The organism is Parasphingorhabdus flavimaris (genome assembly GCF_013371215.1).
In the GTDB taxonomy this organism is placed as follows: domain Bacteria; phylum Pseudomonadota; class Alphaproteobacteria; order Sphingomonadales; family Sphingomonadaceae; genus Parasphingorhabdus; species Parasphingorhabdus flavimaris.
The window spans coordinates 869,056-888,166 of the sequence record NZ_JABWMH010000001.1; the positions used below are offsets into that span (position 1 = coordinate 869,056).

Below are 19,111 nucleotides of genomic sequence, written 5' to 3' on the forward strand. Positions count from 1 at the left end.
AGCGCCCGATCAGCCATTGCCATTATCCTGTTCGAGCTGGTCGCTGGCTTCCATCCATCTGGCTTCGGCTGCGTCGAGCTTGTCCTGGGTTTCGGCGCGCAGCTTCATCAGCTCGGTCATCGACAGGCTGGCGTGTTTCGGTTCGGCGGAGGCCGGATCGAACATCGCGCGGTCAATGGCGGAGACTTCCTCGCCGAGCAGTTTCATCTGCTTTTCTGAAGCAGCAACGGTCTTGCGCAATTCGCCCTGCTGTTTGCGCCGTTCGGCGGCGGCGCGGCGTTCTTCCTTGCGGTTGCCGCCGCTGGCCTTGCCCGAGGCGGATCCGGGCTGGTTCTTGCCGAGGACGAAGTCGGTATAGTCCTTGAGCGAGCCGGCAAATTCCTCTGCCTTGCCGCTGTCGACCATCATCAGGCGATCGGCGGTCAGTTCGAGCATATGGCGGTCATGGCTGACGAGGATGACGGCGCCGCTATATTCATTGAGCGCGTGGACCAGCGCTTCGCGGGCGTCGACGTCGAGATGGTTCGTTGGCTCATCGAGGATCAGCAGATGCGGTGCATCGCGGGTGATCATCGCCAGCGCGAGGCGGGCGCGTTCGCCGCCGGAAAGCTTGCCGACCAGGATTGTCGCCTTGTCGCCGGAAAAGCCGAAACGCCCCAGTTGCGCGCGCACAGCGCCCGGTTTGGCGCCCTTCATCAGCCGCGTCATATGTTCCAGCGGCGTGTCGTTTGTATCCAGTTCCTCGACCTGATATTGGGTAAAATAGCCGACGGTCAGCTTGGCCGATTTATTGATCGCGCCTTTCTTGGGTTCGAGCTGGCTGGCGAGTAGCCGGGCAAGGGTGGTCTTCCCGTTCCCGTTGCGACCGAGCAAAGCGGTGCGGTCATCGGGATCCAGCCGCATGTTGAGGCCGGACAGGATGATATTGTCGCCATAGCCGACGGCAGCGTCGTCGAGCGTGATCAGCGGCGGCTTCAGTTCCGCCGGGCTGGGGAAATGGAAAGTTAGCGAGGGATCGTCAATCGCGGCGGCTATGGGCTCCATGCGGGCGAGGGCCTTGACCCGGCTCTGCGCCTGTTTGGCGCTATGCGCCTTAGCACCCCAGCGGGATACGTAGGATTCCAGCTTCTCGCGCTGGGCGATCTGCTTTTCGCGCGCCGAAGCCTGCTGCGCCTGTCGCTCGGCCCGCTGCTTCTCGAACGCGTCATAGCCGCCGGGATAGAGGGTGGTGGTACCGTGTTGCAGATGGAGAATGTGGTCGACGACATTGTTGAGCAGGTCGCGCTCGTGGCTGATCACCAGAATGGTTGCCTGATAGCTGGTCAGGAAATTTTCCAGCCACAAGGTCGCTTCGAGGTCGAGGTGGTTGGACGGCTCGTCGAGCAGCAGCATTTCGGGCTGCGAGAATAGCAGCGCGGCGAGCGCGACGCGCATCCGCCAGCCGCCGGAAAAACTGTCCATCGGCTGCTGTTGCGCGGCTTCGTCGAAGCCAAGGCCGATCAGGATCTTCGCCGCGCGCGCCGGAGCGCTATGTGCCTCGATCATGTTCAGCCGTTCGTGAATTTCGCCAATCCGGTGCGGGTCGCTCGCGGTTTCGGCTTCGGCCAGCAGCGACGCGCGCTCGACATCGGCGGCGAGTACGGTGTCCAGAGGACTGTCCTGTCCGGCTGGCGCTTCCTGCGCAATATAGCCCATCCGGGCGTCCTTGGGCATGTCGACGCTGCCGTCATCGGGCTCCAGCATGCCGGCGATCACCTTCATCAGGGTCGATTTGCCGGCGCCATTGCGGCCGATCATCCCGACGCGCGCGCCAGGGGGTAGCGCAGCGGTCGCGCCATCAAGGATCACGGTGCCGCCGAGGCGCACGGTTATATTACTGAAATTAAGCATCGGCAGCCGTTAGCGGAGCAAGCGCGTTAGTGCAAAAGATAGCGTAAAAAACTTCACGTGCAAAAGCAGGCTGATAAGCTAATATTGGCCACCTTAGCGATTTTTCAGGAGTTTTTCATTGTCCCCAGGCCGCAAAGCTGCATTATTTTCCGCTACCGCCATGTTGATTTTATCTCCGGTCCAGGCCCAGTCTTCGGACCAGCCGATCGAGATAAGCGCGGAGGAAATTGCCCGGACGGTCAGGACCATGACGCTGGACCAGTTTGAAGGGCGCGCTCCGGGTACAGCGGGCGAAGAAAGGACAATCGGATATCTGATCGGACGGTTCGAGGCTTTGGGGCTCGAGCCCGGCGGTGTCGACGGGTCGTGGACACAGCCGGTGCCGCTGTTGCACACGACGTTGGGCAAGCCTGAGACATTGGCGATATCAAATGATGGTTCGACCAAAGAGTTGCAGGCGGGCAAGGATATCTATGTGTCAACGCTGCAGCCGAAGGATCAGGCGGTTGTTGCCGACGCTGAAATGGTGTTCGTCGGCTATGGCGTAACCGCGCCGGAACGCGGCTGGGACGATTATAAAAATGTCGATCTGACAGGAAAAGTCGCTGTCTTTCTGGTCAATGACCCCGATTTTGCCGCTGCGGCGAACGAGCCGGTGGCTGGCAAATTTGGTGGCCGGGCGATGACCTATTACGGCCGGTGGACCTACAAGTTCGAAGAAGCATCGCGGCGTGGTGCGGTAGCTGCGCTGATCGTTCACGAAACCGAAGCGGCGGGCTATGGCTGGAGCGTGGTCGAAAGTCCGCAAGGCGAAAATTACGGCACGGTCAAGCCGGATGGCCAGATGACGAGTCTGGCATTGCAGGGATGGATAAGCGGTGATGCCGCCGATCGCCTGTTCGAAGATGCGGGGCTGGATCTGGCAAAATTGCGGGTTGCGGCGCGCAGAAAGGATTTCAGTCCGGTGCCGCTCGGCGCGACATTGGCGGCGTCTTATCCAGTGAAACAGGAAATCGTGAAAAGCCAGAATGTATTCGGCAAGATCGCCGGCAGAACGCGGCCTGACGAAACGATCATATATGGCGCCCATTGGGATGCTTATGGCGAAGGGCCACCGGACGAGGACGGGAAAATATATCGGGCCGGAGCCAATGACGATGCATTGGGCATGGCCGGCATCATGGAGATTGCCCGCAAGTTCAAGTCCATGCCGCAGCCCGACCGTACCATCGTGATCGCGGCATGGACCGCCGAAGAGCGTGGTTTGCTGGGGTCCGAAGTCTATGCCCAGAATCCGATCTATCCGGTTGAAACTACCGTTGCCAATCTGGCAATCGATGTCCTGCAAACAGCGGGCAAGGCCAAGGACGTTATCCTGGTGGGCAAGGGGCAAGGGACGCTGGAAGACGATCTGGCCAAATTTGCAAAATTGCAGGGACGCGTGGTTACCGAAGAGAGCCTGCCCGAACGCGGATTGTTTTTTCGTGCGGATCATTTCTCCTTGGCAAAGCGCGGCGTGCCGGTCCTCCTGATGATGAGCCTTGCTGGCGCATCCGATCTGGTCGAGGGCGGCAGGAAAGCGGGCCAGAAGTGGATCGATGACTATACCGGAAAATGCTATCATGCGGCCTGCGATGCCTGGTCGCCGGACTGGGATCTGACCGGCGCGGTGCAGGATATCGATGTGATGTTCGACATCGGCAACAGCCTTGCTTATTCAGACGACTGGCCCGAATGGAAAGCCGGATCCGAGTTCAAGGAGTTGCGCGATGCGAGCGCAGAAGCGCGGCGATAGGCGGGTATCTTGCTCCGTTCCGGGGCAGATTATGGGACATTACGTATAGGCGATTGCTGTCACTAACCTAACGAACGACACATGAGCTTTGCCGAAACCGATATCCACGACGGGACATTATATTGGCAATGCTGACAGATTTCTCTGGCGAGTGGTTGATCTACCGCGACCTTGCAATTGCGTTGGCGACCGGGTTGCTGATCGGTGTCGAGCGCGGATGGACGATGCGGGGCGAGCGCAAGGGCGCCCGGGTCGCCGGCATTCGGACTTTTGGCCTGATTGCCGGCCTGGGCGGTCTGGTCGCGCTGATTGCGCAAAGCCTCAATCTGATAATGGCAGCGATCCTGCTTGCCGGCATAGTGATCATGTTGGGCTTCAGTCACGCCAAGACGATCCACGAACCGGACGGCCGCAGCATCACCAATTTTGTGGTCTCGCTTCTGACGCTCTGCCTCGGGCTTCTGGCGGGCAGCGGTTATCCGGCGCTGGCCATGGCCGGAGCGGCGATTACGACAGGACTGCTGTCGATGCGGTCGGAACTCCATGGATTTCTGGGTAAGCTCGGATCGACCGATATCAATGTGATGATCCGCTTTGCCTTGATCGCGCTCGCAGTTTTGCCATTTCTCCCGAACCGTGATTTCGGGCCATATGATGCGTTCAATCTCCAACAATTATGGTTCGTCGTCATATTGGTTACCGGCCTTTCCTTTGCCGGTTATGTCGCCAACCGGCTGTTTGGCGAGTCCCACGGGACAGTCGTGACCGCGGTTATCGGTGGCGCCTATAGTTCCACCGCGGTCACCGCATCGCTGGCCCAGAGATTGCGCGGTGAAGACAGCAATAGGCGCACTTTGTCGGCGGGTATCGCTCTGGCTTCGGCGGTGATGTATGTCCGGGTGTTGCTGCTGACCTTCATACTCGCGCGTTTTGCCTTTGTGCCGCTGGCGATGATCCTGACACCGGCTGCGCTGGTGGCCGCTGTCATCGGGTTGTTGCAGCTGCGCCGTAGCGGGGCTGCGAAAACTGACAAGAGCGTCGAGACGCGCAATCCCGTGCGGTTGCTGCCGGCTTTCTTCTTTGCGCTGACGGTTGCGGCAATGTCGCTGGCCGCGCGCTGGGCGGAGGCTGAATTCGGGACCAGCGGGATTGCCTATCTGGTTCTGATCATGGGGTCGTTCGATGTTGATGCCGCAATCATAACGCTCGGGGCGCTGCCGCCCGAGACGATATTATCCAATCTTGCCGGCTTCGTGCTGGCGATGACGGTATTGGCCAATATGCTGTTCAAGGCCGGTGTGGCCGGTTTTACCGCTGGCTGGAAGAACGGACGGTCGGCGGTAGCCGCGCTGGTTGCGAGCAGCATTGTTCTGGCGATCGCCGGTCTGGTAAGTTTTGTGGCATTAGATATCCACTTTTGAGGGCTGGCATTTCGGCTAGCGGTTCGACGCCAGCCAGATCGTATGTTTGGCGCCTTTGCCATTGCTGCGGGCGGGGACGCTATTCACATCGACTGCAAAGCCGGACTTGTGAAGGCGCGCGGTGAATCTGCTATCGCCTTCGCTCGACCAGATTGCCAATATACCGTTGGAGCGCAGTGCCTTCTTGGCGCTGGCGAGGCCGGCGATGCTGTAGAGCCGGTCATTGGCTTCGTGGGTGAGGCCATCGGGGCCGTTGTCGACATCCAGCAATATGGCATCATATTCCCGGTCTGCCTTGCTGATGACATCGCAGACATCACCGTTCGTGATGGTCACGCGGCTGTCGTCGAGACATTTCTGAGACAGGTCGGCCATCGGCCCGCGCGCCCATTTGACGATGGCGGGGATCAGTTCGACCACTTCGACATGCGCCTGCGGCGGCAGGACCGACAAAGCGGCGCGCAAGGTAAAGCCCATGCCGTAGCCGCCGATCAATATCCGTGGGTTTTTCACCCCGAGGCGATTGCAGGCGAGGGTGGCCAGCGCTTCTTCCGATCCGCTGAGCCGGCTGTTCATCAGTTCGATCCGACCGAGCATGATCGAATATTCGTCGGCACCTTTTAGTTCGCGGCGGAACAGGCGGAGTTCGCCGCCGCCCGGAATGGCCGCCGTGTCGAGTAGTTCGCGCTGGATCATCTTACAAAGCTCGCGCCATTGGCGTCGAGCACCGCACCGGTCATGCTGGGCGGAGCATCCAATGCGCACCATCGCGCGATTTCGGCAATTTCTTCCGGCTGGGCGACCCGGCCGAGCGGGATGTCGGCGAGCAATTTGTCACCGCCGCGGCTTTCCAGATATTCTTCCGCCATGCCGGTCATGGTGAAGCCGGGGCAAATTGCGAAGGCCAGTATCTCGTCCTTGGCATAGGCTCGGGCGATGGTCTTGGTCATCGCGACCATGCCAGCCTTCGACGCGGCATAATGCCAATGGTCGGGACTGTCGCCGCGATAGGCGGCGCGGCTGGCGATATTGATGATCCGGCCCGGGGTTTCTCGCTGCTGGTAATGGAGAACCGCAAGGCGGCACAGTTCCGCCGAAGCCGTCAGGTTGATGGTCATGGTGCGGTTCCAGCTTTCGAGCCAGTCATCGCTTGTGACCGGATTGGGTTCGAACAGGCCTGCGTTGTTTATCAGCACATCGATGCGGCCGTCCAGCCGGTCGAGCGCTTGCTGCCAGAGATGCGACGCTGCGCCATCTTCGGAGAAATCGGCGGCAATCCGGCCATCGCCGCCCGTGGTGCTCTGGCCAACGACCGTGACCCTGTCCGGATCGAGCGAGTCGACGATAGCCTTGCCAATGCCGCGGCTGGCACCGGTTACCAATATATGTGTGTTTGTCTTGCTCATCGTCGACGGACTAGAACGACAATGCGCCCGCGTCCATGGGAGATGCAGATTTCGTGATCTGGCCTCCGGCTTGACATAGCGCAACGAAAAAAGTGCCAAATAAGCCAGCATCAGGTTTGCATGATACGCGCTTTTCGCTAAAGCCTTGGTTTGATTTCAAAGACTCCGGCATGACCCGGAGAGATTGTTCAGGGGAATACCATGGCCGGCGCATCAGGCTCAGAATCAAACAGACCACTTTCACCGCATCTGCAGGTTTATAAATGGGGGCCGCATATGCTGGTCTCCATTCTCCATCGGGCAACCGGCGACGGCATGGCTTTGGTCGGCGTACCCTTGCTGGTATGGTGGCTTTACGCCATTTCCGCCGGTCCGGAGAGCTACGAATATTTCCTCAGCTGGTTCAACTGGGGCTATCTGGGTTATATTGTTCTGGTCGGCATGAGCTTTGCCTTTTTCGAGCATATGTATAGCGGATTGCGCCACTTCGTGCTGGATGCCGGCGCGGGCTATGAATTGCAGACCAACAAGATGTGGTCGATCGCCGTGCCTCTGGCCGCGATCATCACCACTGGCGCGATGTGGCTCTACATCGCTTCCAAGAATATTTTATAGAACAGGAATCGGAACATGGGTTCAGGAACCAATATCGGCCGGGTACGCGGTCTCGGATCGGCGCAAGAAGGCGCGCATCACTGGGTGATGCAGCGGGTCACCGCGGTGGGCAATCTGTTGCTGGTGCTGTGGCTGGTCTTCTCTCTTATCCGTTTGCCGAATTTTGAACATGAGCTGATGATCGAATGGCTGTCATCGCCGCTGGTTGCGGTCCCGATGATGCTGATGCTGGTCAGCATCTTCTGGCATCTGCGGATCGGGTTGCAGGTGTTGATCGAGGATTATGTTCCCGACCACGGCGTCAGGTTCGGCCTGATTCTCCTGCTCAACTTTTTCGCCATTGGCGGCGCGGCTCTGGGAATTTTCTCGGTCGCGAAAATAGCCTTTACCGGAGTGGTAGCATAATGAACGACACATCCACCCAGTCTGCTTACAAGATCATCGATCATACCTATGACACCGTGGTTGTCGGTGCCGGAGGCTCCGGCCTGCGCGCCACCATGGGGTCTGCGGAATCGGGCCTGAAAACAGCCTGCATCACCAAGGTATTCCCGACCCGCTCGCACACGGTCGCGGCGCAGGGCGGTATCGCCGCTTCGCTGGGCAATAACACACCCGACCACTGGCAGTGGCATATGTATGACACGGTCAAAGGCTCCGACTGGCTCGGTGACCAGGACGCGATCGAATATCTGGTGCGCGAAGCACCGCAGGCGGTTTACGAGCTGGAGCATGCCGGCGTGCCATTCTCGCGCAACGAGGACGGCACCATCTACCAGCGTCCGTTTGGTGGCCATATGCAGAATATGGGCGAGGGACCTCCGGTACAGCGCACCTGCGCCGCTGCCGACCGGACCGGCCACGCGATGCTGCACGCGCTTTATCAGCAGAGCCTGAAATATGACGCGGATTTCTTCATCGAATATTTCGCCATCGACCTGATCATGGAAGACGGCGAGTGCCGGGGCGTGATCGCCCTGTGCCTCGAGGACGGTTCGATCCATCGCTTCCGCAGCCACGCCGTGGTGCTGGCCACCGGCGGTTCCGGCCGCTGCTATTTCAGCGCCACATCCGCCCATACCTGCACCGGTGACGGCGGCGGCATGGTGCTGCGCGCGGGTCTGCCCCTGCAGGACATGGAATTTGTCCAGTTCCACCCGACCGGTATTTACGGCGCGGGCGTGCTGATCACCGAAGGCGCGCGCGGCGAGGGCGGCTATCTGACCAACAGCGAAGGCGAGCGGTTCATGGAACGCTATGCGCCGAGCGCCAAGGATCTGGCCAGCCGCGACGTGGTTTCGCGCTGCATGGCGACCGAAATCCGCGAAGGCCGTGGCGTCGGACCGGAGAAGGATCATATCTATCTCCATCTCGACCATATCGCGCCGGAAGTGCTGGCCGAACGGCTGCCGGGTATCACCGAAACCGGCAAGATTTTCGCCGGCGTCGACCTGACCCGCGAAGCTTTGCCGGTGGTGCCGACGGTCCATTACAACATGGGCGGCATACCCTGTAACTATCATGGCGAAGTGATCAATCCGACCAAGGATGATCCGGACGCGATTGTCCCGGGTCTCTATTCGGTTGGCGAAGCGGCCTGTGTTTCCGTCCACGGCGCAAACCGTCTCGGCTCCAACTCGCTGATCGATCTGGTGGTCTTTGGCCGCGCGACCGGTCTGCGGCTCAAGGAAAAGCTGGTGCCGAACGCGTCGCACAAGCCGCTGCCGAAGGACAGCGCCGATCTGGCACTGCAGCGGCTTGACCATTTCCGCAACGCCAAGGGTTCTATCCCGACCGCCGACCTGCGCCTCGAAATGCAGAAGACGATGCAGGCGCACGCCGCCGTATTCCGCGACAACAAGCTGCTCGAAGAGGGCGTCGCGGCGATGGACAAGGTCAATGCCAAGCTCGCCGATGTCGGCGTGTCCGACCGCTCGCTGATCTGGAACACCGATCTGGTCGAGACGCTCGAGCTCGACAATCTGATGAGCCAGGCGATGGTGACGATCAAGGCTGCCGCCAACCGTAAGGAAAGCCGCGGCGCGCACATGCACGAGGATTATGAAGACCGGAATGACACGGAATGGATGAAGCACACTGTCATCACCTTCGAAGGCTGGGGCGGCAAGGGCGGCAAGAGCGAAATCAGCTATCGCCCCGTGCATGATTATACGCTGACCGACGAAGCGACCTATGTGAAGCCGAAGAAGCGGGTTTATTAGGTTCCGGCGACGTTTGAAGTGTCTCCACCGTTAACCGTCGCCCCAGCGGAGGCTGGGGCCTAAACCAGATGTGAATGGGGGACGGCTGTTTCCTCACCGCACCATTGGTTTGGGTGCCAGCCTTCGCTGGCCTGACGAGCTTGCCTCGATGTTTTCCACTTGGTCGCCCCAGCGCAGGCTGGGGCCTAACCCGGTTTTGAATGAGGGACGGCTGTTTCCTCATTGCACCATTGGTTTGGATGCCAGCCTTCGCTGGCATGACGAGCTTGCCTCGATGTTTCCTCTATGTCGCCCCAGCGCAGGCTGGGGCCCAAACCGGTTTTGAATGGGGGACGACTGTTTCCTCACCGCACCATTGGATTGGGTGCCAGCCTTCGCTGGCACGACGAGCTGACCTCCATGTTACCGCTCTGTCGCCCCAGCGCAGGCTGGGGCCTAACCCGGTCTTGAATGAGGGACGACTGTTTCCTCACCGCACCATTGGGTTGGATGCCAGCCTTCGCTGGCACGACGGGTTTGCCTCGATGTTTTCTCTCTGTCGCCCCAGCGCAGGCCGGGGCCTAAACCGGTTTTGAATGAGGGACGGCTGTTTCCTCATTGCACCATTGGTTTGGGTGCCAGCCTTCGCTGGCATGACGGTTAAGGAACATGAGCGAGAGATTACGCATTCAGGTCATCCCACAAATCGCGCCATTCGGGATTGGCCTTGATTATCAGATCGGTTTTCCAGCGCCGCTTCCACGCTTTCATCGCCTTCTCGCGAGTGATGGCTTCGTAAGGAGAAGAATATTCTTCGATATAGACAAGCTGATCTAGGCCATTTTTCCGACAGTAATCCGAACCAGTCCCGTTCTTGTGCTGGAATATGCGCGCCGGAAGACTGGTGGTCATGCCAATGTACAGCGTACCGAAGGGTCTGTTGGTCATGATGTAGACATACGCACGTTTCACCAGTCTGGGGGTAAAGTGAGATTGGTTTGGATGCCAGCCTGAGCTAGCATGATGGGCTGGAACTGTTAAATATTTGTTCCAAAAGCTTTCAATCCCTTTCCGGCACTTGCCAATCCCGATAGAAGCAACGTCATGCTCGCGCCGATGCTCCCTTCCTTCCTGCTTGTCGTCCTGCTGGTCGAACTGACTCCCGGTCCGAACATGGGCTGGCTGGCCTTGCTTAGTGCCGGGGAAGGGCGGCGCGCGGGTTTTGCGGCGACGGCGGGGATTGCCTTGGGGCTGGCGATTGTGGCGGCGGCCTCGGCGCTGGGACTGGCGCAGCTGGCCCATGCTTCGCCGTTGATATTCGAGCTGCTGCGTTATGCCGGGGCGGGGTTCCTGTTCTGGCTGGCGTGGGAGGCCTGGGTTGACGAGCGGGAAGTCTCACCGTCGGCGATCCATAAAAATGGTACGGCTGCGAAGCATTTCCGGCGCGGGCTTGTTATCAATCTGCTCAATCCGAAGGCCGCGGTATTTTTTGTCGCGGTCCTGCCGGTCCATGTTGTCGCAAACGGATCGGTCGCGATGCAGACCCTGCAATTGTCCGTAGCCTATGTCGCGGTCGCCACGCTGATCCATATTGCCATCGTATTGCTGGCAGGTCGCGCCCATGGCTGGCTCACCACCGGGCCTTATGCACGACTGGTGCGACGGGGCTTTGCGGTGATGCTTGCCGCCATTGCGCTATGGTTTCTTGTTGATAGTTTCCGGTGAGTTTTGCCGACGGTTTCAGGGACGCGCCGGTGCCTTGCATCCTTTCTGCAGGCCGACGCCTTTCAGGAATCCGCGTCTGACCGTTCCCGCATAGACTGCCTTGTTATAGCGGCGGCGTTCGGCATTGGCGCCGGTCACTTCGCCGATAAGTCCGCCAAAGGGGATGATCGATCCGACGGCGCTGCCAGCAACGCGCGCCGCGGTTTCTTCCCGTTTCTTCGCGAGGCTCTTGTCGACTTCCTCATTCACATCGGGACCAAGCACGGCATTGAGTTCGCGGACCTCGGCAATGATCGCGGCACAACGGCGTAGGCCGCTCAGCGAATAGGGATCATCCTGAATATCCAACAATTTCTGCGGGACTTCCTTGCCATCAAATGGCTCGGTGACCTTGTTGCCCGCCTGTTCCAGCGTTGAGTCCTGTCTGGCGCCTTCTTGCGCAAGAGCGGCTGTCGCCAGCCCGCCGGCAGCCAACATAATGCCTGTCCAATATTTCATATATGTCATATCAATCCCCTGGGCGCGCCGGTCAGCGATATCGCAGATTGTCGCGGTTCAACTGATCAACCGCCGTGACGCCCATTAGTTTCATGTCGCGTTCAATTTCATTTTGCAGCAAAGACAATATCCGTTCAACACCTTCCTGTCCGGCGGCGGCGAGAGCGTAAAGATAGAGGCGCCCGCCCGAGCAGGCCTTGGCGCCGACGCTCAGCGCCTTGAGCACATGACTGCCGCGGGTGATGCCGCCATCGCAAATCACATCCAGCTTGTCCCCGACCGCATCGCAGATCTCGGCCAGCTGGTCGAACGGTGCGCGGCTGCCGTCCAGTTGCCGTCCGCCATGATTGGAGACCATGATAGCGGTTGCGCCGATATCGACTGCCCGTTTCGCATCGGCGACCGACATGATCCCTTTCAGGCAGAATTCACCACCCCAGTCCTTGCCGATTTCCTCGGCCATCTTCCAGTCGAGCGACTGGTCGAGCATGTTGGTGAAATAGTCGGCGACGGAATTGGGTACGCTGGTGCCTTCCGAGACATGATCCTTGAGGTTCGACAGTTCGAACTTGTCGCGGAACATGTAGTTCAGGCCCCAGGCCGGTTTGGCGGCGTAGCTCCAGAAGCTGGTCGGGGTGATCCGGGGCGGGCTGGTGAAGCCGGAGCGCAGGCAACGCTCGCGATTGCCGCCGACGATCGTATCGACGGTCAGGGTCAGCGCGTCGAATTTCGCCGCCTTGCAGCGCTCGACCATTGACCGGTTCAGGCTCTTGTCCTTGTGCACGTAGAGCTGAAACATCTTTGGCGTGCTGATGCTGGAGCCGATTTCCTCGATGCTGACGGTGGCCAGAGAAGAGATACCGAAAAAAGTGCCGAACTTATCGGCGGCCCGGGCGACGGCCCGTTCGCCCTGCCAGTGGAACAGGCGCTGCAGGGCAGTGGGGGACAGGAAGAGCGGCATCGCCAGCTTCTGTCCCATTACCGTGGTGCTCATGTCGATATTCTCGACGCCGGTAAGGACATTGGGCACCAGATCGCAGCGCTCATAGGCTTCGGTGTTCCGCCGCCGCGTCACTTCGTCGTCTGCCGCGCCGTCAATATAGTCAAATATCGGAAAAGGCAGGCGTTTCCGGGCGAGCGCACGGAAGTCGTTCACATTGTGGCAATCCAAAATATTCATAACGGCCTTTCGATTCGGCGCTCGTGCGCCTCTGCTCGTCGCAGCATATGCGTTGGTTTGGCGGGCAGTCTAGTGGAAGCGGGGATTATCGCAATCAACCTTTGTTGCGATTGGAGAGGGAGACAAGATGATGACAGTTGTTGAGGACCGATATGATCCGGTCAAGCCGGAGCGATCGCCCGGCAGAAAATTCCTGATGGTGGTACTGATGGGATTTCTGATCACCATCCCCCTGTTCACCGTCTGGTTGCTCAACTATGATCGCCAGAGCCAGAGCGAGACGGCGCAGCAGTCGATCGTTTCGGGATGGGGCGGCCAGCAGGTCTTTGCCGGCCCCCAGATCGTGCTGCCCTATCAGGCGAAGACCACTGAATCCGTCGAGCAGAATGGCAAGACCGTGACCCGGACCAATATTGTGACGCGCGAACTGTTCGTCGCGCCGGAACTGGTGAAACTGGACAGCAGGCTGAACACCGAAACCAAAAAGCGCGCGATTTACGAGGTCATTGTCTATGATACGGCAATTACCGGATCTGCGGTGTTCAAGCTTCCGGACGACCTGGATCGTTACGGCGTGACCCGCGACCAGATTGATTTCAGTCGCGCTGAATTGCGCTTTGGACTTTCGGACGCCCGCGGCCTGGCGGGCGACAATAAGGTGACCGTCAACGGCGAGGCACTCGAACTGCAGCCGGGCAAGGGACTGGGTGCTACCGGGAACAGCGGCTTTTTCGCCTTTGTCGACGGCAGCGCGCTGGAAAGCGGTATGGTTGAGGCGACATTCGATGTACGTTTCAAAGGCAATCAAAGTCTTACAATCGCACCCAACGCCGGTCAGACCGAATGGACCGTGCAGTCCAAATGGCCGCATCCCAGTTTTGCCGGAAGTTTTCTTCCCGAAAGCAGGACGATCAATGCCGATGGTTTTGAGGCGAAATATGTGATCACCAATCTGGCTCTTGGCACGTCGCTGATCGCGACGGATGCAGGCCAGCAGGTTCAGCCGATGCGCGCGAAAGACATGTCTTATAGCGGGTCGGAATATGGCAATGCTTCCGCTGCAAGCGCGACGGTGGATCTGATCCAGCCGGTTGATCTTTACGGGCAGGTTGATCGCGCGGCCAAATATGGCTTCCTGATCATCGGTTTCACCTTTGTCGCGTTCCTGCTGTTTGACCTGATCGGCGGGGTCCGGATTTCCTCGGTGCAATATATATTGGTCGGCGTTGCGCTGGTGTTGTTCTTCGTGCTGCTGCTGGCCTTTGCCGAGATCATCGGTTTTGCCCTGGCCTATATCGCAGCATCGGTGGCGACGATCGGGCTGATCACGGCCTATTCGGCATCAGTATTGTCGAGTTGGCGACGCGCCTCGATCATCGGCGGGTTGCTCGCCGGTCTCTATGGCGCGATCTATATCCTGCTCAGCCTCGAGGCTTATTCGCTGCTGATCGGATCGTTGCTGATATTCGTGGCACTGGCCGGGGTGATGTTCGTTACCCGCCGGCTTGACTGGTCCGCCACGATCAGCCGACCCAGGGCTTAAAGGAATGCGGGCTCCGGCGCAGCGCCGGAGCCCGATTGTTTCTAGACCGCGCCGGCTGCGAAAGTATCGCACGAGGACGGGTTGCCGGTCTGCATACCCTTGCGCAGCCAGGCCATGCGCTGCTCGGAGGACCCGTGGGTGAACATGCTCTCGACCGGTTGCTGGCCGGCACCGCGCATCAGCGTATCATCGCCGATCGCATGCGCCGCATTCAGGCCTTCCTCGACATCGCCCGGTTCCATCCGGTCGGCATTTTGGGCTGCCCAGACGCCGGCATAGCAGTCCGCCTGCAATTCCATCCGGACCTGCAGCGCATTGCCTTCGGCCTTGCTCGCCCGGCCTTGCGCGTTGCGGACCTGGCTCGCAACACCGGACAGATTCTGGATATGGTGGCCGACTTCATGTGCGATTACATAGGCTTGGGCAAAATCGCCCTTGGCACCCATCCGCGTCGACATTTCGCGGAAGAAGCTGGTGTCGAGATAGACGCCCTGATCCGCCGGACAATAAAATGGACCCATGGCGGCCTGCGCCGCGCCGCAGCCCGACTGGCCGCTCTGGTCATAAAAGGTGAGGGTGGTCGGACGGTAGGTCTGGCCCTGCTGCCGGAACAGCTTGTCCCATGTCTGTTCGGTCGAGGCGAGTACCTGACAGGCGAACAGTTCCTCTTCCGTATCGCACGCCACATTGGCGCCGGAACGTTCCGACTGGAATCCGCCGCTCCCGGTGTCTCCGGCCAGTTGCAGGCCGCCACCGCTGAAATACATGAACGCAAGTGCCGCGCCACCGATCAGCAATATCGTGCCGCAGCCCATTTTCCGGCCGAGCAGCATGGGCAGAAAGCCGAGCAGCAAACCCAGGCCACCACCGCCCCCGCCGCCAAAGCTGCCGCCGCCTCCGCGGCCCTGATCGCGTACATTCTTGCTGGGATCCAGATCGTCCAAACGCATTGATAGTCTCCTCGTTGCTTTTCAATTCGCCTGATTTGGAAAAAAGCGCAAGTGGCGCTGATTTCTTTTACAAAAGCATTGCAGTCCGGTGCGACAGTTTTAAGGTCGCCACAAAGGAGAATATCGATGTTTTTGAAGGGTAAGACAGCACTGATCACGGGCAGCACGTCGGGCATTGGCGCCGGCTATGCTAAGGCGCTGGCGGCAGAAGGCGCTTCGGTGATGGTCAATGGCTTTGGCGACGCGGAAGAGATCGAATCGCTGCGCCAGGAACTCGAGGCGCTGAGCGGGGCGAAAGCGGCCTATAGCGATGCCGACATGACCAAGCCGGAAGAAATCCGCCAGATGTGCAGCGATTGCGCGGAGCAACTGGGTACGGTCGACATATTGATCAACAATGCCGGTATCCAGTTTGTCGCGCCGGTCGACGAGTTCCCCGAGGACAAGTGGAACGCGATCATGGATATCATCATGAACAGCGCCTTTCACGCAACCAAGGCGGTGGTGCCGGGAATGAAGGACAAGGGATGGGGCCGCATCATCAACACCGGTTCGATGCACAGCAAGGTCGCGAGCCCTTTTAAATCGGCCTATAATGCGGCCAAGCACGGGCTCGACGGCTTTGGCAAAACGGTTGCTCTGGAAGTGGCAACCCATGGCATCACGGTCAATACGATTTCGCCCGGCTATACATGGACACCTCTGGTCGAGGGGCAGATCCCCAATACAATGGAAGTGCGCGGATTGACTCGTGAGCAGGTGATCAACGATGTCCTGCTCGCTCCGCAACCGACCAAGGAGTTTGTCCAGATCGAGCAGATCGCCGCCCTGGCAATATTCCTGTGCAAGGATGAAGCCCGCTCCATTACCGGCTCGAATATCTCGATCGACGGGGGATGGACCGCGCAATGATGGCAGGGGTTCTGATACTGGCGGCCGCAGCTGCCGGGCCTCAGGCCGACAGCAATTGGCCCGAGCAGGCCACGGCGGCCGATGCTGGGCGGCTGGATCGATGGGAAGAGGCGCTGGAAATTGGCCGGGCGGGTGTTGAAGGAGCGGGAGAAGGCGCGGCGCTCGCTGCCCGTTCCCCGCTGTTTGAAACCGGTGCGGCGCTGAGCAACAGCGATATCCCGCAGGGCCTCTACCATTGTTCGATCACCAAACTGGACGGCGACCCGGACGGCGGGCTGCCCTATATCGCTTACAGCCCGTTCAAATGCCGGGTGGTGGACCAGAACGGTCGCAAGCATTTCACCAAATTGACGGGCTCCCAGCGCACGATAGGCTGGATCGACAAGACGGGGCAGGACCAGTCTGTCTATCTCGGGACGCTCATCTATCATTATGAGGATGCTCTGGTGCCTTACGGGCAAAGCGTGAAACGCGATCAGGCCGCGGTTGTCCAGCGGATCGGTATCAACCGGTGGCGCATGATCTTTCCGTTCCCGGCTTATGAAAGCAAGGTCGATGTGATGGAGCTGACGCCGGTGAAATGAATTTTGGACCTGACAAGCGGCCTTGGCCGGATTAGTCAGGTCGACGATAAGCAGAATGTGGACATATGAAATGGGGATGATGATGCGGAAATTTACGAAATTTGCTTTGCTGGCGGCAGCCTCGGCACTGACGGCTTCACCGGCATTTGCCGACGACCTGACAGACGCCATCTCGGCCGACCTTCCGTCGCTGATGGAAATTTACCGCGATCTGCACAGCAATCCCGAACTCAGCGGCGAGGAAGTGCGCACGGCTGCGAAACTGGCTGCCGAAGCGCGGCGTCTCGGCTTTACCGTCACCGAAAAGGTCGGCGGTACCGGCGTGGTTGCCGTCATGGGAAACGGCGAGGGGCCGACCGTGTTGATCCGCGCCGATATGGATGGATTGCCGCTGGAGGAAAAAACCGGGCTGGCCTTCGCATCTAAGGCGATGGCCAAGACCCGTCAGGGCAATGATACCTATGTCATGCACGCCTGCGGTCACGACACGCATATGACCGGCTGGGTTGCGACGGCGCGGCAACTGGTGGCGCGCAAGGACCAGTGGGCGGGCACATTGGTGATGATCCTGCAGCCGGCGGAAGAGACCGGCGAGGGGGCGCTGGCGATGCTGGAAGACGGGCTTTACACCCGCTTTCCGAAACCGGAATATGCGCTTGCCTTCCATGATGCCGCCGGCGCGCCTGCGGGCTATATCGGATATGCGCCCGGCTTTGCCCTGGCCAATGTCGACAGCGTCGATATCCAGGTCAAGGGTGTTGGCGGCCATGGCGCCTATCCCCACACGACCAAGGATCCGGTAGTCCTGGCCAGCCGTATCGTCGGTTCCCTGCAGACGCTGGTCAGCCGCGAAATCGACCCGCAGGATCCGGCGGTCGTGACCGTGGGCAGTTTCCAGGCCGGCTCCAAACATAATATCATATCGGACGAAGCCTTGCTGCTGATCACCGTGCGGAGCTACGGCGATGATACGCGGGCCAAGCTGCTCGACGGGATCAAGCGCATTGCGCGCGGCGAAGCAATTGCCGCAGGCATGCCAGAGGACCACATGCCGGTGGTCACGCTACGCGAAACGGAGTTTACGCCTGCAGCCTATAACAGTCCGGAATTTACGCTGGATATGGCGAAGCTGTTTGAAACACGCTTTGGCAAGGAACGGGTCGTGCAGTCGAAACCGGTGATGGGTGGAGAAGATTTCAGCCGTTACCGCCGTGCCGATGAAAATATCAAAAGCATGATTTTCTGGGTCGGCGGTGTGCCGATGGCGGAATATCAGGCGTCGCTCACGGAGGGCACAAAACTGCCCTCGCTCCACAGTTCGACCTGGGCGCCGGAGGCAGAGAAGGTGATCACCACCGGGGCAGAGGCGCTGACTGCTGCCGCTCTGGATATCATGAAAAAATAGATGGACTGGCGCTATTTCCTGTTTGCGGTGCTGGCAGTGCCGATCGCGCCGGTCGCCGCGCAGGATGTCAGTGAAATTGATCCTGGCTATTTCGAGGGGCGCTGGGCCTTGCTGGATGAAAGCTGCGAGGCACCGACCAACTGGACGATGATCGGTGGTGGCAATTTCGTTTCGGAAGACCTGGTCGGCACCTGGATCTGGCTGGACGGAAAGCTGGTGTTGAGCCTTGACGATCTAGCGATTGACGAGGAAACCGGCGAAGCAGGCGGGCGGTTCCGGATGGATGGTCCGGTATCTGTCGTTGACAGCAATCGATTTGATTTTACGATTGAACCAGATATCTACCAGTTGAAACGGTGTCCGGAATGATAGATCGTTATTGCGAATAAGTCGCAACTAACTGATTGATTTTTCCGATCGTCACCGATCAAAAAATTCAATGGAATCAGTCTTCAAGCACGGCTAGTCGTCAAGCAATCCGATTCTTCAGATCGGTATTCATTTCAATCACGCCATAGGAGAAGAACATGGGACTAGCGGGAAGCAAAACCGAACAGAATTTGAAAGACGCCTTTGCCGGAGAAAGCCAGGCCAACCGTCGCTATCTCTATTTCGCCCAGAAAGCGGACATCGAAGGCTATAATGATGTTGCTGCTGTTTTCCGTTCTACCGCAGAAGGTGAAACCGGCCACGCCCATGGTCATCTTGAATTTCTTGAAGAAGTTGGCGATCCTGCAACCGGTCTCGCGATCGGCGGAACGTCCGACAATCTGAAATCGGCTATCGCTGGTGAAACCCACGAATATACCGACATGTATCCGGGCATGGCGAAATCGGCACGTGAAGAAGGTTTTGACGAAATTGCGGACTGGTTCGAAACGCTTGCAAAAGCGGAAAAGAGCCACGCCGGCAAATTCCAGAAAACTCTCGACACGATGGACGCCTAGACCGTCGATCCGAAGGATCATGCCGTCGCACATCTGGAC

The 19,111-nt window shown here is 59.1% G+C and carries 19 protein-coding genes; 12 read left to right on the forward strand and 7 right to left on the reverse strand.

Going from position 1 to position 19,111, the window contains the following annotated elements:
• Positions 1-9: 9 nt before the first annotated feature.
• A complete protein-coding gene (locus tag HUO14_RS04235; protein WP_176278599.1) occupies positions 10-1,890 on the reverse strand; it encodes an ABC-F family ATP-binding cassette domain-containing protein in 1,881 nt (626 codons plus the stop codon).
• Between the two features lie 160 nt (positions 1,891-2,050).
• On the opposite strand from HUO14_RS04235, the gene HUO14_RS04240 reads away from it, so the two are divergent.
• Complete coding sequence (locus HUO14_RS04240) at positions 2,051-3,685, forward strand: M28 family metallopeptidase (protein WP_176278779.1); 1,635 nt, start codon at positions 2,051-2,053, stop codon at positions 3,683-3,685.
• Between the two features lie 128 nt (positions 3,686-3,813).
• Positions 3,814-5,106 carry an MgtC/SapB family protein gene (locus HUO14_RS04245; RefSeq protein ID WP_246255303.1) on the forward strand — a complete coding sequence of 431 codons (1,293 nt, stop codon included), beginning with the start codon at positions 3,814-3,816 and terminating at the stop codon, positions 5,104-5,106.
• Between the two features lie 15 nt (positions 5,107-5,121).
• On the opposite strand, the gene HUO14_RS04250 is transcribed toward HUO14_RS04245, so the two are convergent.
• Positions 5,122-5,802 carry a spermine/spermidine synthase domain-containing protein gene (locus tag HUO14_RS04250; protein WP_176278601.1) on the reverse strand — a complete coding sequence of 227 codons (681 nt, stop codon included), beginning with the start codon at positions 5,800-5,802 and terminating at the stop codon, positions 5,122-5,124.
• Positions 5,799-6,512 (reverse strand): SDR family NAD(P)-dependent oxidoreductase, encoded by a 714-nt coding sequence (locus HUO14_RS04255; protein ID WP_176278602.1) that lies wholly within the window; start codon positions 6,510-6,512, stop codon positions 5,799-5,801. Before HUO14_RS04255 ends, HUO14_RS04250 begins: the two co-directional genes overlap by 4 nt.
• A 201-nt stretch (positions 6,513-6,713) precedes the next feature.
• Between HUO14_RS04255 and sdhC the strand changes: the two genes are divergently transcribed.
• Genes sdhC through sdhA form a run of 3 tightly spaced genes read left to right on the forward strand, consistent with a single transcriptional unit; the run spans position 6,714 to position 9,349 of the window.
• Positions 6,714-7,127 carry a succinate dehydrogenase, cytochrome b556 subunit gene (sdhC, locus tag HUO14_RS04260; RefSeq protein ID WP_176278603.1) on the forward strand — a complete coding sequence of 138 codons (414 nt, stop codon included), beginning with the start codon at positions 6,714-6,716 and terminating at the stop codon, positions 7,125-7,127.
• 15 nt (positions 7,128-7,142) lie between these two features.
• Positions 7,143-7,532 (forward strand): succinate dehydrogenase, hydrophobic membrane anchor protein, encoded by a 390-nt coding sequence (gene sdhD, locus HUO14_RS04265; protein ID WP_176278604.1) that lies wholly within the window; start codon positions 7,143-7,145, stop codon positions 7,530-7,532.
• Positions 7,532-9,349 (forward strand): succinate dehydrogenase flavoprotein subunit, encoded by a 1,818-nt coding sequence (gene sdhA / locus HUO14_RS04270; protein ID WP_176278605.1) that lies wholly within the window; start codon positions 7,532-7,534, stop codon positions 9,347-9,349. Before sdhD ends, sdhA begins: the two co-directional genes overlap by 1 nt.
• A 660-nt stretch (positions 9,350-10,009) precedes the next feature.
• Here the strand turns inward: sdhA and HUO14_RS04275 are convergent.
• Entirely contained in the window at positions 10,010-10,300 is a 291-nt protein-coding gene (locus tag HUO14_RS04275; RefSeq protein WP_176278606.1) for a GIY-YIG nuclease family protein, read from the reverse strand.
• Positions 10,301-10,432: 132 nt separating this feature from the next.
• On the opposite strand from HUO14_RS04275, the gene HUO14_RS04280 reads away from it, so the two are divergent.
• Positions 10,433-11,053, forward strand: coding sequence for a LysE family translocator (locus HUO14_RS04280; protein ID WP_176278607.1), 621 nt, complete (start codon positions 10,433-10,435; stop codon positions 11,051-11,053).
• Positions 11,054-11,068: 15 nt separating this feature from the next.
• Here HUO14_RS04280 and HUO14_RS04285 read toward each other — a convergent pair whose 3' ends face one another.
• Positions 11,069-11,560, reverse strand: a complete 492-nt coding sequence (locus HUO14_RS04285; protein WP_246255225.1) for a hypothetical protein — start codon at positions 11,558-11,560, stop codon at positions 11,069-11,071.
• A gap of 22 nt (positions 11,561-11,582) precedes the next feature.
• Entirely contained in the window at positions 11,583-12,731 is a 1,149-nt protein-coding gene (locus HUO14_RS04290; protein ID WP_176278608.1) for an alpha-hydroxy acid oxidase, read from the reverse strand.
• A 127-nt stretch (positions 12,732-12,858) separates the two neighbouring features.
• Here HUO14_RS04290 and creD point away from each other — a divergent pair, with 127 nt between their 5' ends.
• Positions 12,859-14,274 carry a cell envelope integrity protein CreD gene (gene creD / locus HUO14_RS04295; protein WP_246255227.1) on the forward strand — a complete coding sequence of 472 codons (1,416 nt, stop codon included), beginning with the start codon at positions 12,859-12,861 and terminating at the stop codon, positions 14,272-14,274.
• A 41-nt stretch (positions 14,275-14,315) separates the two neighbouring features.
• Here creD and ypfJ read toward each other — a convergent pair whose 3' ends face one another.
• Complete coding sequence (gene ypfJ / locus HUO14_RS04300) at positions 14,316-15,224, reverse strand: KPN_02809 family neutral zinc metallopeptidase (RefSeq protein ID WP_176278609.1); 909 nt, start codon at positions 15,222-15,224, stop codon at positions 14,316-14,318.
• A 126-nt stretch (positions 15,225-15,350) separates the two neighbouring features.
• Between ypfJ and HUO14_RS04305 the strand changes: the two genes are divergently transcribed.
• From HUO14_RS04305 to HUO14_RS04325, 5 genes are all read left to right on the forward strand, one after another.
• Positions 15,351-16,136: a 3-hydroxybutyrate dehydrogenase gene (locus tag HUO14_RS04305; protein ID WP_176278610.1), complete on the forward strand. Its 786-nt coding sequence runs from the start codon at positions 15,351-15,353 to the stop codon at positions 16,134-16,136.
• Positions 16,133-16,720, forward strand: coding sequence for a DUF4893 domain-containing protein (locus tag HUO14_RS04310; RefSeq protein ID WP_176278611.1), 588 nt, complete (start codon positions 16,133-16,135; stop codon positions 16,718-16,720). The genes HUO14_RS04305 and HUO14_RS04310 overlap by 4 nt, the downstream gene beginning before the upstream one ends.
• Before the next feature lie 79 nt (positions 16,721-16,799).
• The gene (locus HUO14_RS04315; RefSeq protein WP_425500475.1) at positions 16,800-18,125 is read left to right on the forward strand and encodes an amidohydrolase; all 1,326 of its coding nucleotides are present in this window, start codon (positions 16,800-16,802) and stop codon (positions 18,123-18,125) included.
• Complete coding sequence (locus tag HUO14_RS04320) at positions 18,126-18,494, forward strand: hypothetical protein (protein ID WP_176278613.1); 369 nt, start codon at positions 18,126-18,128, stop codon at positions 18,492-18,494.
• A gap of 158 nt (positions 18,495-18,652) precedes the next feature.
• Positions 18,653-19,072: a rubrerythrin family protein gene (locus HUO14_RS04325; RefSeq protein ID WP_176278614.1), complete on the forward strand. Its 420-nt coding sequence runs from the start codon at positions 18,653-18,655 to the stop codon at positions 19,070-19,072.
• Positions 19,073-19,111 lie beyond the last annotated feature (39 nt).